The organism is Nocardioides sp. (assembly GCF_036401255.1).
GTDB lineage: Bacteria > Actinomycetota > Actinomycetes > Propionibacteriales > Nocardioidaceae > Nocardioides.
Genome location: NZ_DASWVI010000267.1, coordinates 1 through 21,765, shown reverse-complemented (window position 1 = coordinate 21,765; position 21,765 = coordinate 1). Strand labels below are relative to the sequence as shown.

The window sequence follows — 21,765 nt, the reverse complement described above, 5'->3', positions numbered from 1 at the left end:
CCGCATGACGACCGTCGCAGCCGACCCGAAGACCGTGCTCGAGCAGTACGACGCGGTCCGTTCCTACACCGAGACGCTGGCGGCCCCACTGTCGCACGAGGACCAGACGGCGCAGTCGATGGCCGACGTCTCGCCCACCAAGTGGCACCGCGCGCACGTGACGTGGTTCTTCGAGACGTTCGTGCTCGCCGACCACGAGGCCGGGTTCGCGCCGTTCCAGGACACCTACTGGTTCCTGTTCAACAGCTACTACGAGTCGCTGGGGCCGCGGTACGCGCGCCCGGAGCGGGGCGTGATCACCCGCCCCGGTGCCCACGACGTCGGCGTCTACCGACGCAACGTCGACGACCGGCTGCGCGACCTGGTCGCCGGGCTCGACGACGGCACGCTGCACAAGCTGCGGCCGACCCTCGAGCTCGGCTTCCACCATGAGCAGCAGCACCAGGAGCTGCTGCTCATGGACATCAAGCACGTCTTGTCGCGCAACCCGCTGCAGCCGGCGTACGCCGGGGAGCCACGGCCGCGTTGCGAGCCAGACGAGCTCGGATGGGTCGACGTCGAGGGCGGCCTCGTCGAGGTCGGCCACGACGGCGACGGCTTCGCGTTCGACAACGAACAGCCACGCCACCGCCAGTGGCTGGAGCCCTACCGGATCGCCGACCGGCTGGTCACCAACGCGGAGTGGCTGGAGTTCATGGCCGACGGCGGCTACGAGCGCCACGAGCTCTGGCTCTCCGACGGCTGGGGCCGGGTCCGCTCGGAGGGCTGGCAGGCGCCGCTGTACTGGACCCAGCACGACGGGACCTGGTTCGAGCACACGCTCCACGGCACCTGGCCGGTCAACCCTGGACTGCCGGTGAGCCACGTCAGCTGCTACGAGGCCGACGCCTACGCGACCTGGGCGGGCAAGCGGTTGCCGACCGAGGCGGAGTGGGAGCACGCGGTCGTCGCCGACGGCCAGGCCGACGCGGTGCACTCCGCCGGCAACCTCGCCGACCGGCAGAGCTTCCACCCGGCGCCGGCGAGCGCAGCCCCGGCTGGCGGCCGGATCCGCCAGGTCTACGGGGACTGCTGGGAGTGGACCTCCTCGGCGTACCTGCCCTATCCGGGCTTCCACCCGCCGGCCGGCGCCATCGGGGAGTACAACGGCAAGTTCATGTCCGACCAGATGGTGCTGCGCGGCGGCTGCGCGTTGACGCCCCCGGGCCACGCCCGGGCGACGTACCGCAACTTCTTCCCCCACGGCGCCCGCTGGGCGCTGACCGGCGTGCGGCTGGCCGACGGTGGCGCGCCGACCGCCGGGCACCGCGACACGGCGGTCGCCGGATGAGCCGGGTGGAGCCGGTCGTGTCGGTGCTGCTCGACCCGGCGCGCGCGGCGACGTCGTTGGTCGATGACGTGAGACGCGGCCTCGGCGCGCACCCACGACGGCTGCCGCCGAAGTGGCTCTACGACGACGAGGGCTCGCGGCTCTTCGACGAGATCACCCGGCTGCCGGAGTACTACCCGACGCGCACCGAGCGGGCGATCCTCACGGCGTACGCCGACGACATCGTCGGCGCGTGCGACGCCACCACGGTCGTCGAGCTCGGCAGCGGCACCAGCGAGAAGACCCGGCTGCTGCTCGACGCCTTCGCCAGGTCGGGCCGGCTGCAGCGTTTCGTCCCGGTCGACGTCTCGGAGGGCACGCTGCGCGAGGCGGCCACCGCGCTCGCCGACCGCTATCCCGGACTGGCCGTCGAGGCCGTCGTCGGCGACTTCACCCTGCACCTGGGGCGCCTGCCGCGGCGTGGTCGCCGGCTGATCGCGTTCCTCGGCAGCACGATCGGCAACCTCTACCTCGAGGAGCGGCGGGCGTTCCTCGGCGCGCTCGGCGACTCCCTCGACAGCGGGGAGTGGCTGCTGCTCGGCGTCGACCTCGTCAAGGACGCCGACCGGCTGGTCGCGGCGTACGACGACGCGGCCGGTGTCACCGAGGAGTTCGTGCGCAACGCGGTGCGGGTGCTCAACCGCGAGCTCGACGCCGACTTCGACGCCGACGGCTTCAGCTACGCCCCGCTGTGGGACGCCCGGATGGAGCGGATGGACCTGCGCCTGCGCGCCGAGATGCCGCAGCGGGTGCGGATCCCCGGCGCCGATCTCGAGCTCGACCTGCACGTGGGTGAGGAGCTGCGCATCGAGATCTCCACGAAGTTCCGGCTCGACCGGATCGGCGCGGAGCTCGACGACGCCGGCCTCGCGGTGGCGCGCACCTGGACCGATCCCGACGACGACTTCGCGATCATCCTGGCTCGCCGCCGCTGACCGGGTCCGCATGCGAAAGGCCCCGGTCGCTGGTGCGACCGGGGCCTTCGTGGGTGGTACGCCATCAGGGACTCGAACCCCGAACCCGCTGATTAAGAGTCAGCTGCTCTGCCAATTGAGCTAATGGCGCGTGCGGTGAAGCGACGTGAACTCTACCAGCGGGCGAGCGGTGGAAAAAATCGTGGGGTGGCCCGGGCCTCGGGCTCAGCGGGAGGCGAGCACGGCCTGAGCGGCGCTGTGGCCGCCGAGCCCCGACACGGCGCCGCCGCGCCGCGATCCCGAGCCGCAGACGAGCACGGAACCGATGTCGGTCTGGACGCCCCACTGCTGGGCCGGCGTCTCAAGCCGAGCCCGGTTCGGCGCCCACGGCCAGTCGAGGTCGCCGTGGAAGATGTGGCCCCCGGGCATCGCCAGATCGCGCTCGATGTCCTGCGGTGTCTTGGCCTCGATGCACGGCGCCCCGTCGGCGTCGCGGGCCAGGCAGGACTCGATCGGCTCCGCGAGGTGCTCGTCGAGCGCTGCCAGCGCGCGGGCCACCGCGGTCTCCTTCGCGCCGACCGGGTCGGCCTCGAACAGCGACGCGGGCGTGTGGACGCCGAAGTAGGTCAGCGTGTGGGTGCCGGCCGGCGCGTCACCGAGGATCGAGCGGTCCGTGAGCGAGTGGCAGTACACCTCCCCGGGGAGCGTGCTCGGCACCCGGCCGGCCGCCGCGTCGGCGTACGCCGCCTCCAGCTGGCTGAGGTCCTCGGCGACGTGGAGGGTGCCGGCGAACGCGACCTCCGGGTCCACCCCGGAGCGCAGTCGCGGCAGCCGGTCCAGCAGCAGGTTGATCTTGAGCTGCGAACCCTGCGGCTTGGTCTCGGGCTCCTCGCCCTCGCCGAGCAGGATGCGCAGCACCCACGGTGCGACGTTGGAGAGCACGTGCCGGGCGGTGACGGTGTGCCGGCCGGCGGCGTCGTCCCAGCTGACCTCGGCCCGGTCCTCGCCGGCGCGGATCGCGCTCACGCCGGCCGAGGTGAGGATCTCCGCGCCCGCCGCGCGGGCCACCCGGGCGAGCTCGTCGGTGACGGCGCCCATCCCGCCGATCGGCACCCGCCACTCGCCGGTGCCGTTGCCGATCAGGTGGTAGAGGAAGCAGCGGTTCTGCACCAGCGAAGGGTCGTGCAGGGACGCGAACGTCCCGATCAGCGCGTCGGTCGCCACGACGCCGCGCACGGTGTCGTCGGCGAAGCGGGCCTCGATCGCCTCGCCGATCGGGCGCTGGACGACGTCGGTCCACACCGCCGGGTCGACGCGCTCGCGGATCTCGCGCTCGAGCGGCAGCGGCTGGAGCAGCGTCGGCGCGACGGTCTCGGCGAGCGTGCCGACCTCGGTGTAGAACCGCTCCCAGGCGGCGTACTCGGCGTCGCCACCGGTGAGTCGGCGGAACGACTCGGCCGTCTCAGGGCCGGCCGGCCGCTGCACGAGCAGGCCGTCGGGGCGGCCGCCGCGCAGCGTCGGGGTGTACGACGCCACCGAGCGCGACGCGAGCCGCAGGTCGAGCCCGAGGTCGGCGATCAGCTGGTCGGGCAGCAGCGAGACGAGGTAGGAGTAGCGCGACAGCCGCACGGGGCTGCCGGCGAACGCGCGCGCCGAGACCGCCGCACCGCCGGTGTGGTCGAGGCGTTCGAGGACGAGCACCGACAGGCCGGCGCGGGCGAGGTAGGCGGCGGCGACCAGGCCGTTGTGCCCGCCCCCGACGACCACCGCGTCATAGCTGCTCTTCGACGAAGTCACCGCACCAACGTAGTGCGAGTCTGACCGGTCTTCCTGCACGCGGGGCACGGCAGCGCCAAGATGTACCCGGCGACGGTGAGTGCGGGTGCGCGCTCGAGAGAGGTGGGTCAGTGGCGAGGTCGGGGCATGCGCGCGTCGTCGCCCTGCTCACGCTGATGACGCTGATCGGCGTCACCGCGGTCCGCGGTGCGCCCGACGGTGGGCACGCGGTCGGCATCTGGCCGGCCGGGCTCGGTACGGCGTGTCTGCTCGTGGCGCCGCGCCCACGCACCCCGGTGCTCGTGGGGGTCATCGGAGTGCTGGCGGCGCTCAGCATCTGGGTCGGGGGCCGGGACCTCGACGTCGCCGTGGGGCTCGGCGCCGGGATCGCGCTGGGCGTCTGGGTGACGTGGCGAGTCGTCGCGCAGGGCAGGCGCGAGCGCCCGATGCTGCGCACGAGCTCGGACCTGGCGCGGTGGCTCGGCAGCGGGTTCGCGGGCGCGGTGTCGGTCGCCGGGGTCACCGGGCTGACCAGTCTCGTGACCGGTTGGGGCGACCCCTGGATGCTCGCGCTGGCGGTCGGCACGTCACACCTGGGTGCGCAGCTGACGGTGGTGCCGCTGTTCTGCCGGCTGCGCAACCACGCCCCGGTCGCGCGGCCCGGGGAGCGGCTGGCCCAGTGGGTCCTGATCCTCACGATCACCCCGGTCGTCTTCGTGCCGCAGGACTCCCCCTCGATGGTGTTCCTCGTGATCCCGGTGCTCGTGTGGGGCGGGATGCGCAGCAGCCCCTACGAGGCGGTGGCCCAGCTGCTGGCCGTGCTGGGGTTCGCGATCGTGCTGACGACCTGGGGTCACGGGCCGTTCGCCAACGCCGGGGGCCGCCACGGGATCTCCGTCGAGGGCCAGGGCGTCCTGCTCGCGACGTACAGCACGGTCTGCGCGCTCGTGGTGATCCCGCTGGTGCTGACGGTGGGCGAGCAGCTCGAGCACGCCCGCCAGACCGCCGCCGAGCGGGACCGGGTGCAGAACATCGTCAACGGCGCCGCCGGCGTCGCGATCATCGGCACCGACGAGCTGGGCCGGATCACGCTGTTCAATCCCGGCGCGGAACGGCTGCTGGGATACCGGGCCGAGGAGGTGCTCGGCCAGCTGACCCGGCAGTTCCACTCCGCCGAGGCGATCTCGGAGAAGGCCGCCGAGCTGGGGGTGGCCGACGACTTCACCGCGGTGGCGGCGGCGGTGATCGGCAAGGGCGCCACCGACATGCGCTTCGTGCGCAAGGACGGCGAGGAACGCAGCCACTCGATGTCGCTCAACCGCATCGAGGACGACCGCGGACAGGTGCTCGGCTACGTGAGCACCTCCGAGGACATCACCGAGCGGGTCGAGGCCCAGCGCCGTCTCGAGGAGTCGCTCGAGGCCGAGCGGCAGGCGGTCGAGCGGCTGCGCGAGGTCGACCAGGTCAAGGACGCCTTCGTGTCCAGCGTCAGCCATGAGCTGCGCACCCCGATCACGAGCATCCTCGGCTACATCGAGCTGCTCGAGGACGGCGTGTACGGCGACCTGCGGATCGAGCAGCTCAACGCCGTACGCCGGGTCGCCGCCAACAGCACCCGGCTGCTCTCGCTCATCGACGACCTGCTGACGCTCTCGCGCGTGCAGGAGGGCGCGATCGGCTTCGTCGACCGGGTCTTCGACCTGCGCACCCTGGTGGCGGCCGGTGCCGGGGTCGTGGCGCCGACGCTGGAGCGGCGGTCGCTCGAGCTCACCGTCGACCTCCCCGACGAGCCGATCCCGTTCCTCGGCGACCGCGACATGCTCGAGCGGGTCGTCATCAACCTGGTCGGCAACGCCGTGAAGTTCACCCCGGAGCATGGCCGGGTGCGGGTGGTCCTGCGGCACGGCCCCGACGGCTCGTTGATCGAGGTGAGCGACACCGGCATCGGCATCCCCCACCAGGAGCAGGAGCGACTGTTCACGAGGTTCTTCCGCTCCACGCTCGCCCAGGAGCAGGCGATCCCCGGCAGTGGCCTGGGGCTCTCGATCGCGCATGCGATCGTCGAGAAGCACGGCGGCACCATGACCGTCGAGTCCGCGCCGGGGGAGGGCACGACCTTCCGGGTGCACCTGCCGGCCTTGACGGCACCCTGACGGCCGGCGGAATATCCAACTTTCAACGACCGTTGAGCCGGGTGCCCCCGCCCGCGCCCAGCCAGGAGCCGCCCGATGCCCGCCGTGACCGTCGACGACCTCACCGTCCTGCCCCGGCTGCCCGTTCCCGGGCTGGGCGATCAGCCGCGTCCCGTGTGGCAGGTCAGCACCGCGCCCCAGGGCTACGAGGGTGAGGGCTTCCCGGTGCGCCGTGCGTTCGCGGGCATCGACCTGCAGCACCTCGACCCGTTCATCATGATGGACCAGATGGGCGAGGTGGAGTACGCGCCCGGCGAGCCCAAGGGGACGCCCTGGCACCCGCACCGGGGCTTCGAGACCGTCACCTACATCATCGACGGCGTCTTCGACCACCAGGACAGCCACGGTGGTGGTGGCACGATCACCAACGGCGACACCCAGTGGATGACCGCCGGCTCGGGGCTGCTGCACATCGAGGCCCCGCCGGAGTGGCTGGTCCAGCAGGGTGGCCTGTTCCACGGCATCCAGCTCTGGGTGAACCTGCCGCGCGACGCGAAGATGAACGATCCGCGCTACCAGGACATCCGTTCCGGGTCCGTCCAGCTGCTGACGAGCGCCGACGCCGGTGCGTTGGTCCGCGTCATCGCCGGCACCGTGGCCGGTCACGCCGGCCCCGGCGCGACGTACACCCCGATGTCGCTCGTGCACGCCACGATCGAGCCGGGCGCCCGCCTCGAGCTGCCGTGGAACGTCGACTTCAACGCCTTGGTCTACGTGCTCAATGGGTCCGGCACGGTCGGCACCGATGCCCGGCCGATCCACACCGGCCAGGCCGCGGTGCTCGGCGCCGGCGACTACCTCACGATCGCCGCGGCCGCGCGCCAGGAGAGCCGGTCGCCGAAGCTCGACGTGATCGTGGTCGGCGGGCAGCCGATCCGCGAGCCCCTGGCCTGGGCCGGTCCGTTCGTGATGAACACCAAGTCCGAGGTCATGCAGGCCTACGAGGACTTCCAGTCCGGTCGGTTCGGGCACATCCCGGCCTGAGCATCGGTTGAGCTACGCCAGCGCCTTCTCGAACCACGCCTCGGCGTAGGGGTTGTCGTTGTAACGGTCGATCTCCGTGTAGCCGGCCCGGGCGTACAGCGCGACCGCCTCGGTGAGCGTGCGGTTGGTGTCGAGCACGACCCGTCGGTGTCCCAGCCGCCGGGCCAGCGCCTCGAGCTCGCGCAGCATCCGAGACCCGAGTCCAGCCCCGCGCCAGTCGTCGTGGACCCACATCCGCTTGATCTCCCCGGTGTCGGCGCTCAGCCCTCGCACCCCGCCGTACGCCACCGGCCGGCCGGCGCTGGTGGCCACCAGGAACGTGCCCGCGTGGTCCGGTGCGCCCGGTTCGAAGCCGCGCGGGAAGCGCCGGTCGAGCTCGGCGAAGTAGCGCCCGGCCGCGTCGCGGGCCACCGGGTCGTCCGGGGGGACCTCGCGCACGGTGATCGTCGCCGCTCGCACCAGCAGGTCGGCGGTGGCGAGCGCGTCGGCGAGCCGGTCGCGCTGCCGCGGGGTCAGCGGCGCGACGAGGGTGCGGGCGAGGTCGTCGGAGCGGCGGTCGAGGTCGCGCCAGGTCTCGAGCCCGGCCGCGGTGAGCCGGGCGGTACGCCGGCGCCGGTCGGCGGGGTCGGCCACGAGCTCGACGAGCCCGTCGTCGGTCAGCCGGCGCAGCAGCCGGGTCAGGTAGCCCGAGTCGAGGTCGAGGCGCTCGCGCAGCTCGCGGACGCCGGCGCCGTCTGGGCCGACCTCGAAGAGCAGCCGGGAGACCGCGAGCGGGCGGCCGGTGCCGAGGAACGACTCCTCGAGCACGCCGATGCGCTGGGTGTAGGTGCGGTTGAAGCGGCGCAGGGTCTCCGTGTGGCGAGCATCCTGGTCGAGGGCCATTCGCTGACTCTAGTCAGTGAATGGTCCTCGCGTCGAGGCGTCAGACCGGGGGCACCACCAGGCGGCAGTGGCCGGGGGCCGCGAACGGCTCCAGTGCGCTGCCCTCCGCGTCGGCGCCGAGCTCTTCGAGCACGCCGCGGACGATCCCCAGGTGGATGCCGCAGACGACCCCCGGCGATCGGTGCGCCGCCGCGAGCAGCGGGCATCGCGTGAGCAGCACCTCGGCGTCGCCGGACCCCGGCTGGGGAGCGAACCCGAGGTCGTCGAGCAGGCCGACGACCGCCGTCCGGGCCTCCGTCGCCGACGAAGCACGGACCCGGCGCTCCCGGGCGAGCTCGTGCCCCCACTGCTCGCCGACCGTGGCCGCGTGGGCCGTCGGGTCGGTGCTGCTCAGTGTCAGGGCATCGGTCAGCGCGACCGCCAACCGCGCGTACTCGCCGTGCCCGTCGTCGACGTGCTCGTAGAGGTGCGCCGGTCGGCCCCGGCCGCGCGGCCGGCCGGTCAGCCGGCGGACCAGGCCGCGGCGTACCAACGCGTCCAGGTGCTCGCGGACGGTGTTGGCGTGCAGCCCCGTGATCCGGGCCAGGGCGGCCAGCGTCAGTGGCTGCGGCTGGTCGCGCAGGTGGTCGAGGATCGCCTGCCTGGAGGCGGAGAGGGGGTGGTGTCCGGAGCCCGGACGAGGGCCGGGACCTGAGGACCAACTGCCCCTGTTTTCCACGGAGTCCAGTGTAGTAAAACGCCCCGGAGGGCTACCATCGGGTAGCCACGTGACTCGGAGGATCCTCAGTTGGCAAGGCCAAGGATTTCGGAGAAGGTTGTCGTGGATTCGAGCTCGGAGAGGCCGAGGGCGACCGCGACTGAGGGAGACCAGGTGGCAGACCGAGGGCGCGCAGCAGGGCCGTGGACGATGCTCGTGATGGCGACGCTCGGGTTCGCGCTGAACTTCTGGGCCTGGGCCCTGATCAGCCCGCTCGGACCGCTCTTCCGCGACAACGGCAGGCTCGGCACGCTCAGCGAGTCCGACGTCGCGCTGATGGTGGCGGTGCCGGTCGTCGTCGGCTCGCTCGGCCGGATCATCGTGGGCGCACTGACAGACAAGTACGGCGGGCGCGTGATGTTCCCGCTGATCTCGGCGGTCACGATCGTTCCGATCCTGTTCCTGGCCTTCGTCGCTCTCGACTCCTACGCGCTGATCCTGGTCGGCGGCTTCTTCCTCGGCATCGCCGGCACCGCGTTCGCGGTGGGTGTGCCGTTCGTCAACGCCTGGTTCCCGCCGGAGAAGCGGGGCCTCGCGGTCGGCATCTTCGGTGCCGGCATGGGCGGCACCGCGATCAGCGCGCTGACCACGGTCAAGCTCTACAAGAACGTCGGTGACACCGCGCCGTTCCTGATCACGGCTGGGGCGCTGGCGGTCTACGCGGTGGCGGCCTGGGTGATCCTGCGCGACGCGCCGGGCCGCACCGTCCCGACGACCTCCCTGGCCTCGCGCCTGGCCGCCAACTCCAAGCTGTCGATCACCTGGCAGGCCTGCATCCTCTACGCCGTCGCGTTCGGCGGGTACGTCGCGTTCTCGGTCTACCTGCCGGCGTACCTCAAGACCGCCCACGGCCTCACCCCGGCCGACGCCTCCAACCGGATGGCCGGCTTCGTGGTCATCGCCGTGCTGATGCGCCCGATCGGGGGCTGGCTCTCCGACCGGTTCGGCGCGATCCCCGTGCTGGCCGCCGGCTACGGCGTCGTCGTGGTCTGCGCCGGCATCGCCGCCGGCACCCCGCCGCTGCACGGCCTCGGCACGGTCGTGTTCCTCGCGATGGCTGCCGCGCTCGGCTCGGGCAGCGGTGCGACGTTCGCGCTGATCGCCAAGGTCACCGAGCCCTCGCGGGTCGGTGGCGTGACCGGTCTGGTCGGCGCCGCCGGCGGGCTCGGCGGGTTCGCGCCGCCGCTGGTGATGGGCTACGTCTACGGCCGCACGGACTCCTACGCGATCGGCCTGTGGATGCTGTCGGTGACGGCGGCCCTGACGCTCCTGCTCACCCTGACCGTGGTCCGCCGGACCGCGGCCGCCCACAACAGCGAGAGGATTCCTGCGTGACGATCGAGGGCACCTCCCAACCCGGACTCGACGGAGCACTCAGCGACGCACTCGTGCGAAGTCGGCGCTACTTCACCCGGGGGACAGTCTCGGACGATCTGCGCACCCTGACGAAGACCGGCGGCCGCCAGGCCGACGACTTCTACCGGGACCGGTGGAGCCATGACAAGGTCGTGCGCTCCACCCACGGCGTCAACTGCACCGGATCGTGCTCGTGGAAGGTCTACGTCAAGGACGGGATCATCACCTGGGAGACCCAGCAGACCGACTACCCGTCGGCGGGTCCGGACAAGCCCGAGTACGAGCCGCGCGGGTGCCCACGCGGCGCCGCGTTCTCCTGGTACACCTACTCGCCGACCCGCGTGCGCTACCCCTACATCCGCGGCGTGCTGCTCGAGATGTTCCGCGAGGCCAAGCGGCAGTACGGCGACCCGGTGGTGGCGTGGTCCTCGATCGTGCAGGACCCCGACAAGGCGCGGCGCTACAAGTCCGCCCGCGGCAAGGGCGGACTCGTGCGCGCCACCTGGGACGAGGCGGCGGAGATCGTCGCGGCCGCGCACGTCTACACCGTCAAGCGCTGGGGCCCCGACCGGATCGCCGGGTTCTCGCCGATCCCGGCCATGTCACCGGTCTCCTACACCTCCGGAGCCCGCTTCCTCGAGCTCATCGGCGCCCCGATGCTCTCGTTCTACGACTGGTACGCCGACCTGCCCAATGCCTCGCCGCAGATGTTCGGCGACCAGACCGACGTCCCCGAGTCCGGCGACTGGTGGGACGCCGGCTACCTGTTCATGTGGGGCAGCAACGTCCCGGTGACCCGCACCCCCGACGCGCACTGGATGACCGAGGCGCGCTACCGCGGGCAGAAGGTCGTCGCGGTCGCCCCCGACTACGCCGAGAACGTGAAGTTCGCCGACGAGTGGGTCAACCCCGCGCCCGGCACCGACGGCGCCCTGGCGATGGGCCTGGGCCACGTCATCCTCAAGGAGTACTTCACCGGCTCCCTGCCGCAGTTCTTCGCCGACTACAACAAGCAGTACACCGACCTGCCCTACCTCGTGACGCTCGAGCCGAGCGGCGGGGACGGTGCGGAGGGGGAGGCGACCTACCGTCCGGGCAAGTACCTCGTGGCCGGCGACATCGGCCACTCCGAGGGTGGCAGCGAGAACCAGATGTGGAAGCCCGCGGTCATCGACGCAGCCACCGGTGAGGTCCGCATCCCCCGGGGCTCGATCGGCCATCGTTTCGGCGAGGAGGGCATGGGGCAGTGGAACCTCGACCTCGGTGACATCGACCCCGCCCTGACGATGTACCCGACCGCGGAGGGCGGCGTCAGCGAGAGCGTCGTGGTCGAGCTGCCGCGCTTCGACGGCGCCGACGGGAAGGTCGCGCACGAGCGGCGCGGCGTCCCGGTGGCGCGGGTGGGTGACCGGCTCGTCACGACGGTGCTCGACCTGCTGCTCGCCCAGTACGGCGTGCACCGCGACGGGCTGCCCGGCGTCTGGCCGGCGTCGTACGACGACCCGTCCGTGCCCGCCACGCCGGCCTGGCAGGAGCAGCACACCGGTGTCCCGGCCGCCCAGGTGACCCGCCTGGCGCGGGAGTGGGCGCAGAACGCGATCGACACCGAGGGCCGCGGCATGATCCTGCTCGGCGCCGGCGTCAACCACTGGTTCCACTCCGACCAGATCTACCGGGCGATCCTGCTGCTCACGACGATCACCGGCACCCAGGGCCGCAACGGCGGCGGGTGGGCGCACTACGTCGGCCAGGAGAAGATCCGGCCGATCATGGGCTTCCAGCACATGGCGTTCGCCCTCGACTGGCACCGGCCGCCGCGGCACATGAACCAGACGTCGTACTGGTACGTCAACACCTCGCAGTACCGCTACGACACGTTCTCCGCCGACGACCTCGACGCCGGCACCGGCGTTTTCGCCGGCAAGTCGGTGATGGACCTCCTGAGCCAGTCGGCACGCCTGGGGTGGAGCCCCAGCTACCCGACGTTCGACCGCAGCTCGCTGCAGCTGGCCGACGACGCGGCGAGCGCGGGGATGGAGGTGCCGGCGTACGTCGCGCAGGAGCTCAAGGAGGGGCGCCTGAAGTTCGCGATCGAGGACCCGGAGGCGGAGGAGAACCACCCGCGGGTGCTCTCGCTGTGGCGCTCCAACCTGCTCGGCAGCTCCGCGAAGGGCAACGAGTACTTCCTGCGCCACCTGCTCGGCACCGACAGCGCCGCGACCGCGCAGGAGGCGGCGCCCGACCAGCGGCCGAGCAGCATCCACTGGGCCGACCAGGCCGCCGAGGGCAAGCTCGACCTGCTGATGACCATCGACTTCCGGATGACCAGCAGCACGATCTTCAGCGACGTCGTGCTGCCGGCGGCGACCTGGTACGAGAAGCACGACCTGTCGACGACCGACATGCACCCGTTCGTGCACTCGTTCAATCCGGCGATCGCGCCGCCGTGGCAGACCCGGTCGGACTGGGATGCCTGGAAGACGATCGCGAAGCGCTTCTCCGAGCTCGCCGTCGACCACCTCGGCACCCGCAAGGACGTCGTCGCCAAGCCCCTGTGGCACGACACGCCCGAGGCGATGGCCTCCGAGCACGGTGTCGTGAAGGACTGGCGCACCGGCGAGGTCGACCCGATCCCCGGCAAGACGATGCCGGTCATCGCGGTCGCCGAGCGTGACTACACGGCCGTCTACGACAAGATGACCTCGATCGGGCCGCTGATGGAGAACGTCGGCATGCTCACCAAGGGTGTCGCCTACGACGTGAAGCGCGAGGTCGAGATCCTGCGCAAGCGCAACGGCGTCGCCCGTGGCGGCGCCGGCGACGGGCAGCCCAAGCTCGAGACCGACGTGCACATGGCCGACGCGATGCTGCATCTGGCGGGCGTGTCCAACGGGCACCTCGCCACGCAGGGGTTCCGGTTCCTCGAGAAGCGCACGGGTCAGCAGCTCGCCGACCTGTCCGCCGAGCACGAGGGCAAGCAGATCACGTTCAAGGACACCCAGGCCCAGCCGGTGCCGGTGATCACCTCGCCGGAGTGGTCGGGTTCGGAGTCCGGCGGGCGCCGCTACTCGCCGTTCACGATCAACATCGAGCGCAAGAAGCCGTTCCACACCCTGACCGGTCGCCAGCAGTTCTACGTCGACCACGACTGGTTCCTCGGGATGGGCGAGATGCTGCCGGTCTACCGACCGCCGTTGAACATGACCCAGCTGTTCGGAGAGCCCGAGATCGGGACCACGGGGGAGCTGGGCGTGGCCGTGCGCTACCTGACGCCCCACAACAAGTGGTCGATCCACTCCGAGTACCAGGACAACCTGTTCATGCTCTCGCTCTCTCGCGGCGGGCAGTCGGTGTGGATGTCGGACCGCGACGCCGAGAAGATCGGCGTCCGGGACAACGACTGGATCGAGATGGTCAACCGCAACGGCGTCGTGGCGGCCCGGGCGATCGTCAGCCACCGGATGCCCGAGGGCACGGTGTTCATGCACCACGCCCAGGATCGGCTCATCGACGTCCCTCTCACCGAGCGGGACCGCAAGCGCGGTGGCATCCACAACAGCCTGACCCGCATCCTGATGAAGCCCAACCACTTCATCGGCGGGTACGCGCAGCTGGCGTACTTCTTCAACTACATCGGCCCGATCGGCAACAACCGCGACGAGGTCACGACCATCCGCAAGCGGACCGCGAAGGTGGAGTACTAGACATGCGCGTGATGGCTCAGATGGCCATGGTGATGAACCTGGACAAGTGCATCGGGTGTCACACCTGCTCGGTCACCTGCAAGCAGGCGTGGACCAACCGCACCGGCACCGAGTACGTCTGGTTCAACAACGTCGAGACCCGCCCCGGGCTGGGCTATCCCCGGACCTACGAGGACCAGGAGGAGTGGCAGGGCGGCTGGGTGCTCAACAAGCGCGGCCGGCTGACGCTCAAGGCCGGCGGCCGCTGGAAGAAGCTCGCCACGATCTTCTCCAACCCCAAGCTGCCCTCGATCGAGGACTACTACGAGCCCTGGACCTACGACTACGAGACCCTCACGAACTCCCCGGCGACCGACAACTTCCCGGTCGCGCGGCCCAAGTCGCTGATCAGCGGCAAGGACATGAACATCGAGTGGTCCGCGAACTGGGACGACGACCTCGGTGGCTCGCGCGAGCACGCGTCGCGCGACGTGATGCTCAAGGGCATCGAGGACAAGGTGAAGATGGAGTTCGAAGAGACCTTCATGTTCTACCTGCCACGCATCTGTGAGCACTGCCTCAACCCGTCGTGCGCGGCGTCGTGTCCCAGCGGCGCGATCTACAAGCGCGCCGAGGACGGCATCGTCCTCGTCGACCAGGACCGCTGCCGCGGCTGGCGGATGTGCGTCTCCGGGTGCCCGTACAAGAAGGTCTACTTCAACCACCGCACGGGCAAGGCCGAGAAGTGCACGTTCTGCTACCCGCGGATCGAGGTCGGCATCCCCACGGTGTGCTCGGAGACCTGCGTGGGCCGGCTGCGCTACATCGGCCTGGTGCTCTACGACGCCGACAAGGTGCTCGAGGCGGCCTCCGTCGAGGACGACCACGCGCTGTACGACGCGCAGCGTGCCTGCTTCCTCGACCCGGAGGACCCCGAGGTCCAGCGCGCCGCCGAGGCGGCCGGCATCCCCTACGACTGGGTCGAGGCCGCGAAGCGCTCGCCGGTGTGGGCCTTGATCAACAAGTACGAGGTGGCGCTCCCGCTGCACCCGGAGTACCGCACGATGCCGATGGTCTGGTACATCCCGCCGCTCTCGCCGGTCGTGGACGTCATCAAGGACACCGGTCACGACGCCGAGGACCACGGCAACCTCTTCGCGGCGATCGAGGCGCTGCGCATCCCGGTCGGGTACCTCGCGAACCTCTTCACGGCGGGCGACCCGGCTCCGGTCGACCGCGTGCTGCGCAAGCTGGCCGCGATGCGCGCCTACATGCGCGACATCAACCTCGGCCGTGACCCGGACGAGTCGATCCCCGCCAAGGTCGGCATGGACGGCGAGACCATGTACGACATGTTCCGGCTGCTGGCCATCGCGAAGTACGAGGAGCGCTACGTGATCCCGCCGGCCCACGCCGAGCAGGCCCACTCGCTGGAGGAGCTGGCGACCGAGTGCTCGCTGGACTTCGAGGGCGGCCCAGGCATGTACGGTTCGGGACCGTTCGGCGAGGGCTCCGGCCGGCCGGTGCCGGTCGCGGTGGAGAACTTCCAGATGCTGAAGGATCGGCAGACGTCGGACACGCTCGCGGCGCCTGAGGACAAGTCGACGCGGGTGAACCTGCTCAACTGGGACGGCAAGGGCGTGCCCACCGGCCTGTTCCCGCCTCGTCCCGACGCGCAGCCCGACGTGCCCGACGCGGGGCTGACCGGCGGCACCGGCGGCCAGGGCTCCCACCCGCCGGGCGACCGGCCGGGGGAGGACTCGGGACGGGGGAAGGGCTGATGGCCCCGCTGCTGCGCAGCCGTCGCTCGACGACCGCGCTGGACGACGCCGCGGTCCGCGCCACCTGGCAGGTCGCCTCCTTGCTGATCGACTACCCCGACGAGTCCCAGCCGCTCGACGTCGTCGCCAAGGCGATCGCCGCACTGCCCGAGGTCGTCCGGTCGCCGCTCGCCCGATTCCTGGAGCATCGCCGCGGCACCCCGCTCGGCGACCTCCAGGCCGAGTACGTCGAGACCTTCGACACGCGGCGCCGCTGCACGCTGTTCCTCACCTACTTCCTGCACGGCGACACCCGCAAGCGCGGGATGGCGCTGCTGAGGTTCAAGCAGACCTACCTCGCCGCGGGCCTCGAGCTCGAGGACACGGAGCTGCCCGACCACCTCGCCGTCGTGCTGGAGTTCGCCGCCACCGCCGATCTCGAGGAGGGCCGCAGGCTCCTGCTCGACCATCGCGCGGGTCTGGAGCTGCTCCGTCTCTCGCTCACCGACCTCGGCTCGCCGTACGCCGACGTCGTCACCGCGGTCTGCGCCGGCCTGCCGCCGGTCAGCGGCGATGACCTCGAGCTGGTGGCCAAGCTCGCCGCCGAGGGGCCGCCGGACGAGGAGGTCGGCCTGACGCCGTACGGCGCCCCCGGCTTCGACGCCGCCCTGACCGACCCCACCTACCGACCGGCGGGCCGGCCGACACCGGTCGACCTGGGCCTGCCGGCCATGCCCTCCGCCACCCCGTCCGGACGAGGAGCCTGACATGGACACCTTCTTGTGGGTGATCGTGCCCTACCTGTGCCTCGCGACGTTCGTGGTCGGGCACTTCTGGCGCTACCGCTACGACAAGTTCGGGTGGACCACGCGGTCCTCGCAGCTCTATGAGGACAAGCTATTGCGCCTGGGGTCGCCGCTGTTCCACTTCGGCATGCTCGGGGTGGTCGGCGGCCACATCATCGGCCTGCTGGTGCCGCAGTCGTGGACCGATGCGGTCGGGATCAGCCACGAGGCCTACCACGTCGTCGCGGTCACCGGCGGCATGATCGCCGGCGTGATGGCGGTGGTCGGGATGGTGATCCTGATCTATCGCCGCCGGACCGTCGGCCCGGTCTTCTCCGCGACCACCGTCATGGACAAGGTGATGTACGCCTTCCTCGCCGCCGTGATCGTGCTGGGCATGTGGAACACGATCGCCGGGTCGATCATGACGATCGGCGGTGAGTACAACTACCGCGAGGGCGTCTCGGTCTGGTACCGCTCGTTCCTGGCGTTCTCCCCCGACGCCTCGCTGATGGCGGACGCGCCGATCGGCTTCCAGCTGCACGCGATGGTGGCGTTCGGTCTCTTCGCGCTGTGGCCGTTCACGCGGCTGGTGCACGTGTTCAGCGCACCGGTCGGCTACCTCACCCGGCCCTACATCGTCTACCGCAGCCGGGAGGACCAGCTCGGCAGCCACAGCCCCCGGCGCGGTTGGGAGCGCACCCGTGTGTGAGCACTGTGGGTGCCGCGGGGTCGAGCCGATCGCGCAGCTGATGGACGAGCACCTCGCGCTGCTCGACCTCGGCGGCGAGATCCGGCGCCACCTCGAGACCGGGGACCGACGCGGCGCGTGGCAGCTGCTCGCGCAGCTCGCCCACGACCTCGGCCACCACGTCGACCGCGAGGAGCGCGGCCTGTTCCAGGCGCTGAAGGACCAGGGCGACTTCGGCGACGCGGTCGCCGAGCTGGAGGGCGAGCACGCCGACTTCGACGAGCTGCTCTCCGACCTCGGGCTGGATGACGCCGACCTCGAGACGCGCGTGGACGAGCTCCTGGCCGAGCTCTCGACGCACATCGACAAGGAGAACCTCGGCATCTTCCCGGTCGCGGTCGTCACGCTCGGCGCGTCGGGCTGGAACACCGTCGCTGCCGTCCACCAGGAGCCGACGCACACCCACGGCTGACCGGCGCTGAGCAGCGACGAGCGTCGATCACCGCGAAGACCCACACCACTCGCGGGAACCGGGGCATCATGGGCGCGTGCTGTCTCGGACGCTGGTGACGCTGGCGGCACTGACAGGGCTCGCCGGTCCTGCCGCGGGTGTTGCCCCTGCGGGTGACCAGGCGACCGACCCGACGCGGATCCTGATCATCGGTGACTCCGTGACGAACGGATCGGTCGGCGACTGGACGTGGCGATACCGCTTGTGGAACAACCTGACCGGCCCCGGTGGCGCGGACGTGGACTTCGTCGGCCCGAACGTCGGGGTGTTGGATCCGGCCGTGGACTCGGTCAACGCGATGGCCTACGCCGATCCCCGGTTCGACACGGATCATGCGGCCCGGTGGGGGATGTCTTGGTCGTTCCCCGACCAGCCGCCCGCTGAGCTGGTCGAGGACTACGGAGCGGACGTGGTCGTCGTTGATCTGGGGTTGAACGACTTGACGTGGTTGGGGCTGGACCCCGAGACGGTGGCTGGTGATGCGCGTCGGTGGGTCGGTGAGGTTCGGGCGGTGAACCCGGCGGCGGATGTCGTGCTGGTGCAGCAGCCGCAGACGTGGATCTCGAAGGTGCCGGCGTACAACGTGCTGCTCGAGCAGGTTGCGTCCGAGCTCGACACGACCAGCTCGCGGGTGGTGGTTGCCGACGCCGCCGAGGTGTTCGTGCTCGATGTCGACACCTACGACATTGCGCATCCGTCGGCGACGGGCGAGGTGAAGATCGCTCGGTCGGTCGCGGAGGCGTTGGCCGAGGTCGGTTTGGGGTCGGCGCCGGAGGTGTTTCCTCGCGTCGTGAACGGACCGCCGAGCGCGCCGGCGCTCTCACCGGTGCTGCGGCATGGCCTCGCCACGGGATTGACGTGGTCGGGGGCGCTGGGAGCCACCGGCGTGCGGTGGTGGCGACGCGACGCGACGGTGGGTGGCGACTGGCTGGAGGTCGGCGAGCCGGACACCGTGGCGGTGCGACCGGGCCGGGCGGTGGAGTGGCGCGTGCAGGCATTCAAGGGCGCGGCAGTCTCGCCGCTGTTCTCGAACGTGGTGCGGCTGTCTCGTCCACCGCGGGTTCGGTAGCGAGACGCGTACACGAGGGAGAAGGCCCCCTGGCCTCGCTTCTCGCGAGGGCGGAGGGCCTTCTCATGGGGTGAGTGACGGGACTTGAACCCGCGGCCACCTGGACCACAACCAGGTGCTCTACCAGCTGAGCTACACCCACCATGGACGATCCCCGAGACTGCCGGGACCGACGGAAAGTGTAGGGGAACTACGGCTGATCCGCCGAATCCGCCTCGGGCGTGGAGACCGGTGCCGGGGCGGCGGTGGCCTCGTCGGCCGCGGAGAGCCCGGTGAGCGACCCGCCGTGGCGCACCGCGATCGCCCGGGCCGTGTCGCTGTCCGGGCCGGGGGAGGGCACGAAGACCGCCTCGCGGTAGTAGCGGAGCTCCTCGATGCTCTCCTGGATGTCCGCGAGTGCTCGGTGGTTGCCTCGCTTGGCCGGCGCCTGGAAGTAGGCGCGTGGGTACCACCGGCGGGAGAGCTCCTTGATCGAGGAGACGTCGACGATCCGGTAGTGCAGGAACGTCTCGAGGGTCGGCATGTCGCGCGCGAGGAACGCCCGGTCCGTGGCGACCGTGTTGCCGGCCAGCGGTGGACGGCTGCCGTCGGGGCAGAACTGCCGGATGTAGGACAGCACCTGCTCCTCGGCCTCGTCGAGCGGGATCCCGGAGTCGAGCTCGCGCAGCAGCCCGGACTTCTCGTGCATGTCGCGGACGAACTCGTTCATCTGCTCCAGCGCGGCCGCCGGCGGCTTGACGATCAGGTCGACGCCGTCGCCGAGGACGTTGAGGTCGAAGTCGGTGACCAGGGCGGCGACCTCGATCAGCGCGTCGGCTCTCAGGTCCAGGCCCGTCATCTCGCAGTCGATCCAGACCAAACGTTCGTTCACGCAGACACCTTAGTGTGTCCCGCCGACCGAGCCTCTCAGCCGGCGCTCAGGGGCTGGTCCTAGGGTCGGGCACGTGAAGGAGTGGGTGGGCCTGCTCGCGCGCCTCGTGACGGGCTGCGTGTGGATCGTGGCCGGGGCCGCCAAGGTGCTCGACCCCGCGGAGAGCGTCGCGGCCGTGCGCGCCTACCAGCTGCTCCCCGGCAACCTGGCAGAGCCCGTGGGACAGCTGCTGCCCGTGCTCGAGATCGTGGTCGGCGCGACCCTGGTGCTCGGCCTCCTCACCCGGGGGTCGGCGGTCGTCTCCGCGCTGCTGTTCATCGCGTTCATCATCGGTATCGCGTCGGTGTGGGCGCGCGGCATCAGCATCGACTGCGGCTGCTTCGGCGGTGGCGGGTATGACGCCGATGCGGCCTCGAAGTACCCGTGGGAGATCGCCCGCGACGCCGTACTCCTGCTCGCTTCCTTGTTCGTCGCCTGGCTCCCCTCGACCCGCCTGGCGCTGGACGCCGCGCTGTTCGGTCGCGCCGGCGGCCGTGCCCCCGAGCCCGAAGGATCGTGATGTCGAAGAAGAACCGTCCCGTCGACCGCGCCGAGCGCGCGGCCGCCGCCATGCGCCAGCAGGAGCAGTGGGAGCGGCGGCGCCGCAACCGCATGGTCGGCGGCGTGGTCGCCGCGCTGCTGGTGATCGTCGTCGGCGGCTTCTTCCTCTCCCGGGGGCTCGACACCTCCGGCGACGTGAACGCCCCGGGTGCCGGGCAGGGCGAGCACGGCGTCACCCTGGGGCCGGCGGACGCGCCCCACGATGTCGTGATCTACGAGGACTTCCTCTGCCCCTACTGCGGTGAGCTCGAGGCAGCGAGCCGCACCGACCTGGCGCGGCTCGCCGCCGACGGCAAGGTGCGCGTCGAGTACCGCCCGTTCAACCTGCTCGCCCGGATCAGTGACTACTCCGAGCGCTCGACCGCCGTCTTCGGCGTGGTGCTCGACACCTCCGGGCCCGAGGTCGCGAAGAAGCTGCACGACCTGCTGTACGAGAACCAGCCGAGCGAGTCCGGGCCGTTCCCGTCCGACGACGACCTCGTCGCCCTCGCTGTCGAGGCGGGCGCCGACGAGGCGAAGGTACGCCGCGGCCTCGAGGACGGCAGCGGCACGGACTGGGTCTCCGCGGCGACTAAGGCGGCGCTGGCCACCGGCCTCGACGGCACCCCCACCGTCCTCCTCGACGGCAAGGTGTTCACCGATGGCCGGACCATGGACGACCTCGCCTCGAACCTGGTCGACAAGCTGGAGTGACACCCGCCGGCGTGCTGACCGGGTCCGGGCATGGGTGTGGCCCCGCCGGCCGTGGCCGACGGGGTGGGGACCTCAGGTATGTCGGGCGTAGGTGCGGCCGTGGGGGCTGGTCCAGGTGAAGAGCCGGTGCCCGGTCCGTTCGAGGCGCCAGCCGCCGTGCGTTTTCAAGCGATGATGGAATCTGCAGGCCGGCACGAGATTGCACGAACAGGTCGGGCCGCCCTGGTCCCACGGGATGACGTGGTCGAGGTCGCAGGACCGCGATGGTCGGGTGCAGCCCGGGAACACACAGGTCGGATGGGTGAGGATCACCTGTTCGCGCAGGCGGGGTGAGGGCGTGTAGCCGGGCACCTCGAGGTGCTCGCCCAGGTCGACGACGGGGCGGAGGCTGACGGGGCCGGTGGCGGACGCGCACCAGCCCTCGACCTGGCCGACGAGCACGTGGGAGCGGGTGTTCTCCACCCCGGCCAGGGCTTCCTCGGAGAGGTGGGTGTAGATCACGAGCTGCCTGGGCTTCGGGGCCGGCTTCGGCTCTGCGCCACTCTGCACGGGGAGCATGAGGTCGCCGCGGGCCAGCGCCCCGGCGGCCATCGCCCGACGCACGTCCAACGTCTCAGCACAGCCCAGGTCCGCCAACTGCTGAGCACCGGTGGTGATCGCGTGGTCGAGGTCGAGGGCGTCGGCCAGATCCAGCTCGCCCCGCACGGTGGTGGTGCCCTCCAGGGAGGGGTTGTGGGTGTCGACGTCGAAGAACCGGCTCTCCGCGGCCCGGAGCCGGCGGTGCTCGGCCTCGACCGGGTCGAACGTAGCGCGGGCGGCCTCCACGGTGCGGTCCAGCTGCGCCCAGGTGAGCCGGTGCGCGACGGGGGCGA

At 71.1% G+C, this 21,765-nt stretch carries 17 protein-coding genes, 2 tRNA genes and 1 pseudogene; 13 read left to right on the top strand and 7 right to left on the bottom strand.

Going from position 1 to position 21,765, the window contains the following annotated elements; translation table 11 throughout:
- Window positions 1-4: 4 nt before the first annotated feature.
- Together egtB and egtD are read left to right on the top strand one after the other, a co-directional pair.
- The gene (egtB, locus tag VGD85_RS12275) at window positions 5-1,330 is read left to right on the top strand and encodes an ergothioneine biosynthesis protein EgtB (protein ID WP_331063727.1); all 1,326 of its coding nucleotides are present in this window, start codon (window positions 5-7) and stop codon (window positions 1,328-1,330) included.
- A complete protein-coding gene (gene egtD, locus VGD85_RS12270) occupies window positions 1,327-2,304 on the top strand; it encodes an L-histidine N(alpha)-methyltransferase (protein WP_331063726.1) in 978 nt (325 codons plus the stop codon). Before egtB ends, egtD begins: the two co-directional genes overlap by 4 nt.
- Before the next feature lie 54 nt (window positions 2,305-2,358).
- Here the strand turns inward: egtD and VGD85_RS12265 are convergent.
- Both VGD85_RS12265 and VGD85_RS12260 read right to left on the bottom strand, forming a co-directional pair.
- A tRNA-Lys gene (locus VGD85_RS12265) sits at window positions 2,359-2,434 on the bottom strand.
- Between the two features lie 74 nt (window positions 2,435-2,508).
- The gene (locus VGD85_RS12260) at window positions 2,509-4,080 is read right to left on the bottom strand and encodes an NAD(P)/FAD-dependent oxidoreductase (RefSeq protein ID WP_331063725.1); all 1,572 of its coding nucleotides are present in this window, start codon (window positions 4,078-4,080) and stop codon (window positions 2,509-2,511) included.
- 110 nt (window positions 4,081-4,190) lie between these two features.
- Between VGD85_RS12260 and VGD85_RS12255 the strand changes: the two genes are divergently transcribed.
- The gene (locus tag VGD85_RS12255; protein ID WP_331063724.1) at window positions 4,191-6,212 is read left to right on the top strand and encodes an ATP-binding protein; all 2,022 of its coding nucleotides are present in this window, start codon (window positions 4,191-4,193) and stop codon (window positions 6,210-6,212) included.
- 75 nt (window positions 6,213-6,287) lie between these two features.
- A complete protein-coding gene (locus VGD85_RS12250; protein ID WP_331063723.1) occupies window positions 6,288-7,235 on the top strand; it encodes a pirin family protein in 948 nt (315 codons plus the stop codon).
- Between the two features lie 12 nt (window positions 7,236-7,247).
- Here the strand turns inward: VGD85_RS12250 and VGD85_RS12245 are convergent, their stop codons facing one another.
- Both VGD85_RS12245 and VGD85_RS12240 read right to left on the bottom strand, forming a co-directional pair.
- Entirely contained in the window at window positions 7,248-8,117 is an 870-nt protein-coding gene (locus VGD85_RS12245; protein WP_331063722.1) for a GNAT family N-acetyltransferase, read from the bottom strand.
- A 40-nt stretch (window positions 8,118-8,157) separates the two neighbouring features.
- Window positions 8,158-8,835, bottom strand: coding sequence for a helix-turn-helix transcriptional regulator (locus tag VGD85_RS12240; protein ID WP_331063721.1), 678 nt, complete (start codon window positions 8,833-8,835; stop codon window positions 8,158-8,160).
- Window positions 8,836-8,988: 153 nt separating this feature from the next.
- Here VGD85_RS12240 and VGD85_RS12235 point away from each other — a divergent pair, with 153 nt between their 5' ends.
- The 7 genes from VGD85_RS12235 (at window position 8,989) to VGD85_RS12205 (ending at window position 18,729) form a co-directional block, all read left to right on the top strand.
- The gene (locus VGD85_RS12235; RefSeq protein ID WP_331063720.1) at window positions 8,989-10,209 is read left to right on the top strand and encodes an MFS transporter; all 1,221 of its coding nucleotides are present in this window, start codon (window positions 8,989-8,991) and stop codon (window positions 10,207-10,209) included.
- 2 nt (window positions 10,210-10,211) lie between these two features.
- The gene (locus VGD85_RS12230; RefSeq protein WP_331063761.1) at window positions 10,212-13,934 is read left to right on the top strand and encodes a nitrate reductase subunit alpha; all 3,723 of its coding nucleotides are present in this window, start codon (window positions 10,212-10,214) and stop codon (window positions 13,932-13,934) included.
- 2 nt (window positions 13,935-13,936) lie between these two features.
- The gene (narH, locus tag VGD85_RS12225) at window positions 13,937-15,694 is read left to right on the top strand and encodes a nitrate reductase subunit beta (protein WP_331063719.1); all 1,758 of its coding nucleotides are present in this window, start codon (window positions 13,937-13,939) and stop codon (window positions 15,692-15,694) included.
- Window positions 15,694-16,440, top strand: a complete 747-nt coding sequence (gene narJ / locus VGD85_RS12220; protein WP_331063718.1) for a nitrate reductase molybdenum cofactor assembly chaperone — start codon at window positions 15,694-15,696, stop codon at window positions 16,438-16,440. The genes narH and narJ overlap by 1 nt, the downstream gene beginning before the upstream one ends.
- 1 nt (window position 16,441) lies before the next feature.
- Window positions 16,442-17,170: a respiratory nitrate reductase subunit gamma gene (gene narI, locus VGD85_RS12215; RefSeq protein WP_331063717.1), complete on the top strand. Its 729-nt coding sequence runs from the start codon at window positions 16,442-16,444 to the stop codon at window positions 17,168-17,170.
- Window positions 17,163-17,621, top strand: coding sequence for a hemerythrin domain-containing protein (locus VGD85_RS12210; protein WP_331063716.1), 459 nt, complete (start codon window positions 17,163-17,165; stop codon window positions 17,619-17,621). Before narI ends, VGD85_RS12210 begins: the two co-directional genes overlap by 8 nt.
- Before the next feature lie 76 nt (window positions 17,622-17,697).
- On the top strand, window positions 17,698-18,729 hold the full coding sequence (locus tag VGD85_RS12205) for a hypothetical protein (protein ID WP_331063715.1): 1,032 nt from the start codon (window positions 17,698-17,700) through the stop codon (window positions 18,727-18,729).
- A 66-nt stretch (window positions 18,730-18,795) separates the two neighbouring features.
- Here the strand turns inward: VGD85_RS12205 and VGD85_RS12200 are convergent.
- A tRNA-His gene (locus VGD85_RS12200) sits at window positions 18,796-18,871 on the bottom strand.
- Between the two features lie 48 nt (window positions 18,872-18,919).
- A complete protein-coding gene (gene orn, locus VGD85_RS12195) occupies window positions 18,920-19,600 on the bottom strand; it encodes an oligoribonuclease (protein WP_331063714.1) in 681 nt (226 codons plus the stop codon).
- 73 nt (window positions 19,601-19,673) lie between these two features.
- On the opposite strand from orn, the gene VGD85_RS12190 reads away from it, so the two are divergent.
- Together VGD85_RS12190 and VGD85_RS12185 are read left to right on the top strand one after the other, a co-directional pair.
- Entirely contained in the window at window positions 19,674-20,159 is a 486-nt protein-coding gene (locus VGD85_RS12190; RefSeq protein WP_331063713.1) for a MauE/DoxX family redox-associated membrane protein, read from the top strand.
- Window positions 20,159-20,893: a DsbA family protein gene (locus tag VGD85_RS12185; RefSeq protein ID WP_331063712.1), complete on the top strand. Its 735-nt coding sequence runs from the start codon at window positions 20,159-20,161 to the stop codon at window positions 20,891-20,893. Before VGD85_RS12190 ends, VGD85_RS12185 begins: the two co-directional genes overlap by 1 nt.
- Window positions 20,894-20,965: 72 nt before the next feature.
- On the opposite strand, the pseudogene VGD85_RS12180 reads toward VGD85_RS12185, so the two are convergent.
- A pseudogene (locus tag VGD85_RS12180) lies at window positions 20,966-21,765 on the bottom strand (HNH endonuclease); the annotation flags it as partial.

Coding starts and splice junctions, on each gene's coding strand:
- egtB (WP_331063727.1), top strand. CDS start 5: ATGACGACCGTCGCAGCCGACCCGAAGACCGTGCTCGAGCAGTACGAC.
- egtD (WP_331063726.1), top strand. CDS start 1,327: ATGAGCCGGGTGGAGCCGGTCGTGTCGGTGCTGCTCGACCCGGCGCGC.
- VGD85_RS12250 (WP_331063723.1), top strand. CDS start 6,288: ATGCCCGCCGTGACCGTCGACGACCTCACCGTCCTGCCCCGGCTGCCC.
- VGD85_RS12245 (WP_331063722.1), bottom strand. CDS start 8,117: ATGGCCCTCGACCAGGATGCTCGCCACACGGAGACCCTGCGCCGCTTC.
- narH (WP_331063719.1), top strand. CDS start 13,937: ATGCGCGTGATGGCTCAGATGGCCATGGTGATGAACCTGGACAAGTGC.
- narJ (WP_331063718.1), top strand. CDS start 15,694: ATGGCCCCGCTGCTGCGCAGCCGTCGCTCGACGACCGCGCTGGACGAC.
- narI (WP_331063717.1), top strand. CDS start 16,442: ATGGACACCTTCTTGTGGGTGATCGTGCCCTACCTGTGCCTCGCGACG.
- VGD85_RS12185 (WP_331063712.1), top strand. CDS start 20,159: ATGTCGAAGAAGAACCGTCCCGTCGACCGCGCCGAGCGCGCGGCCGCC.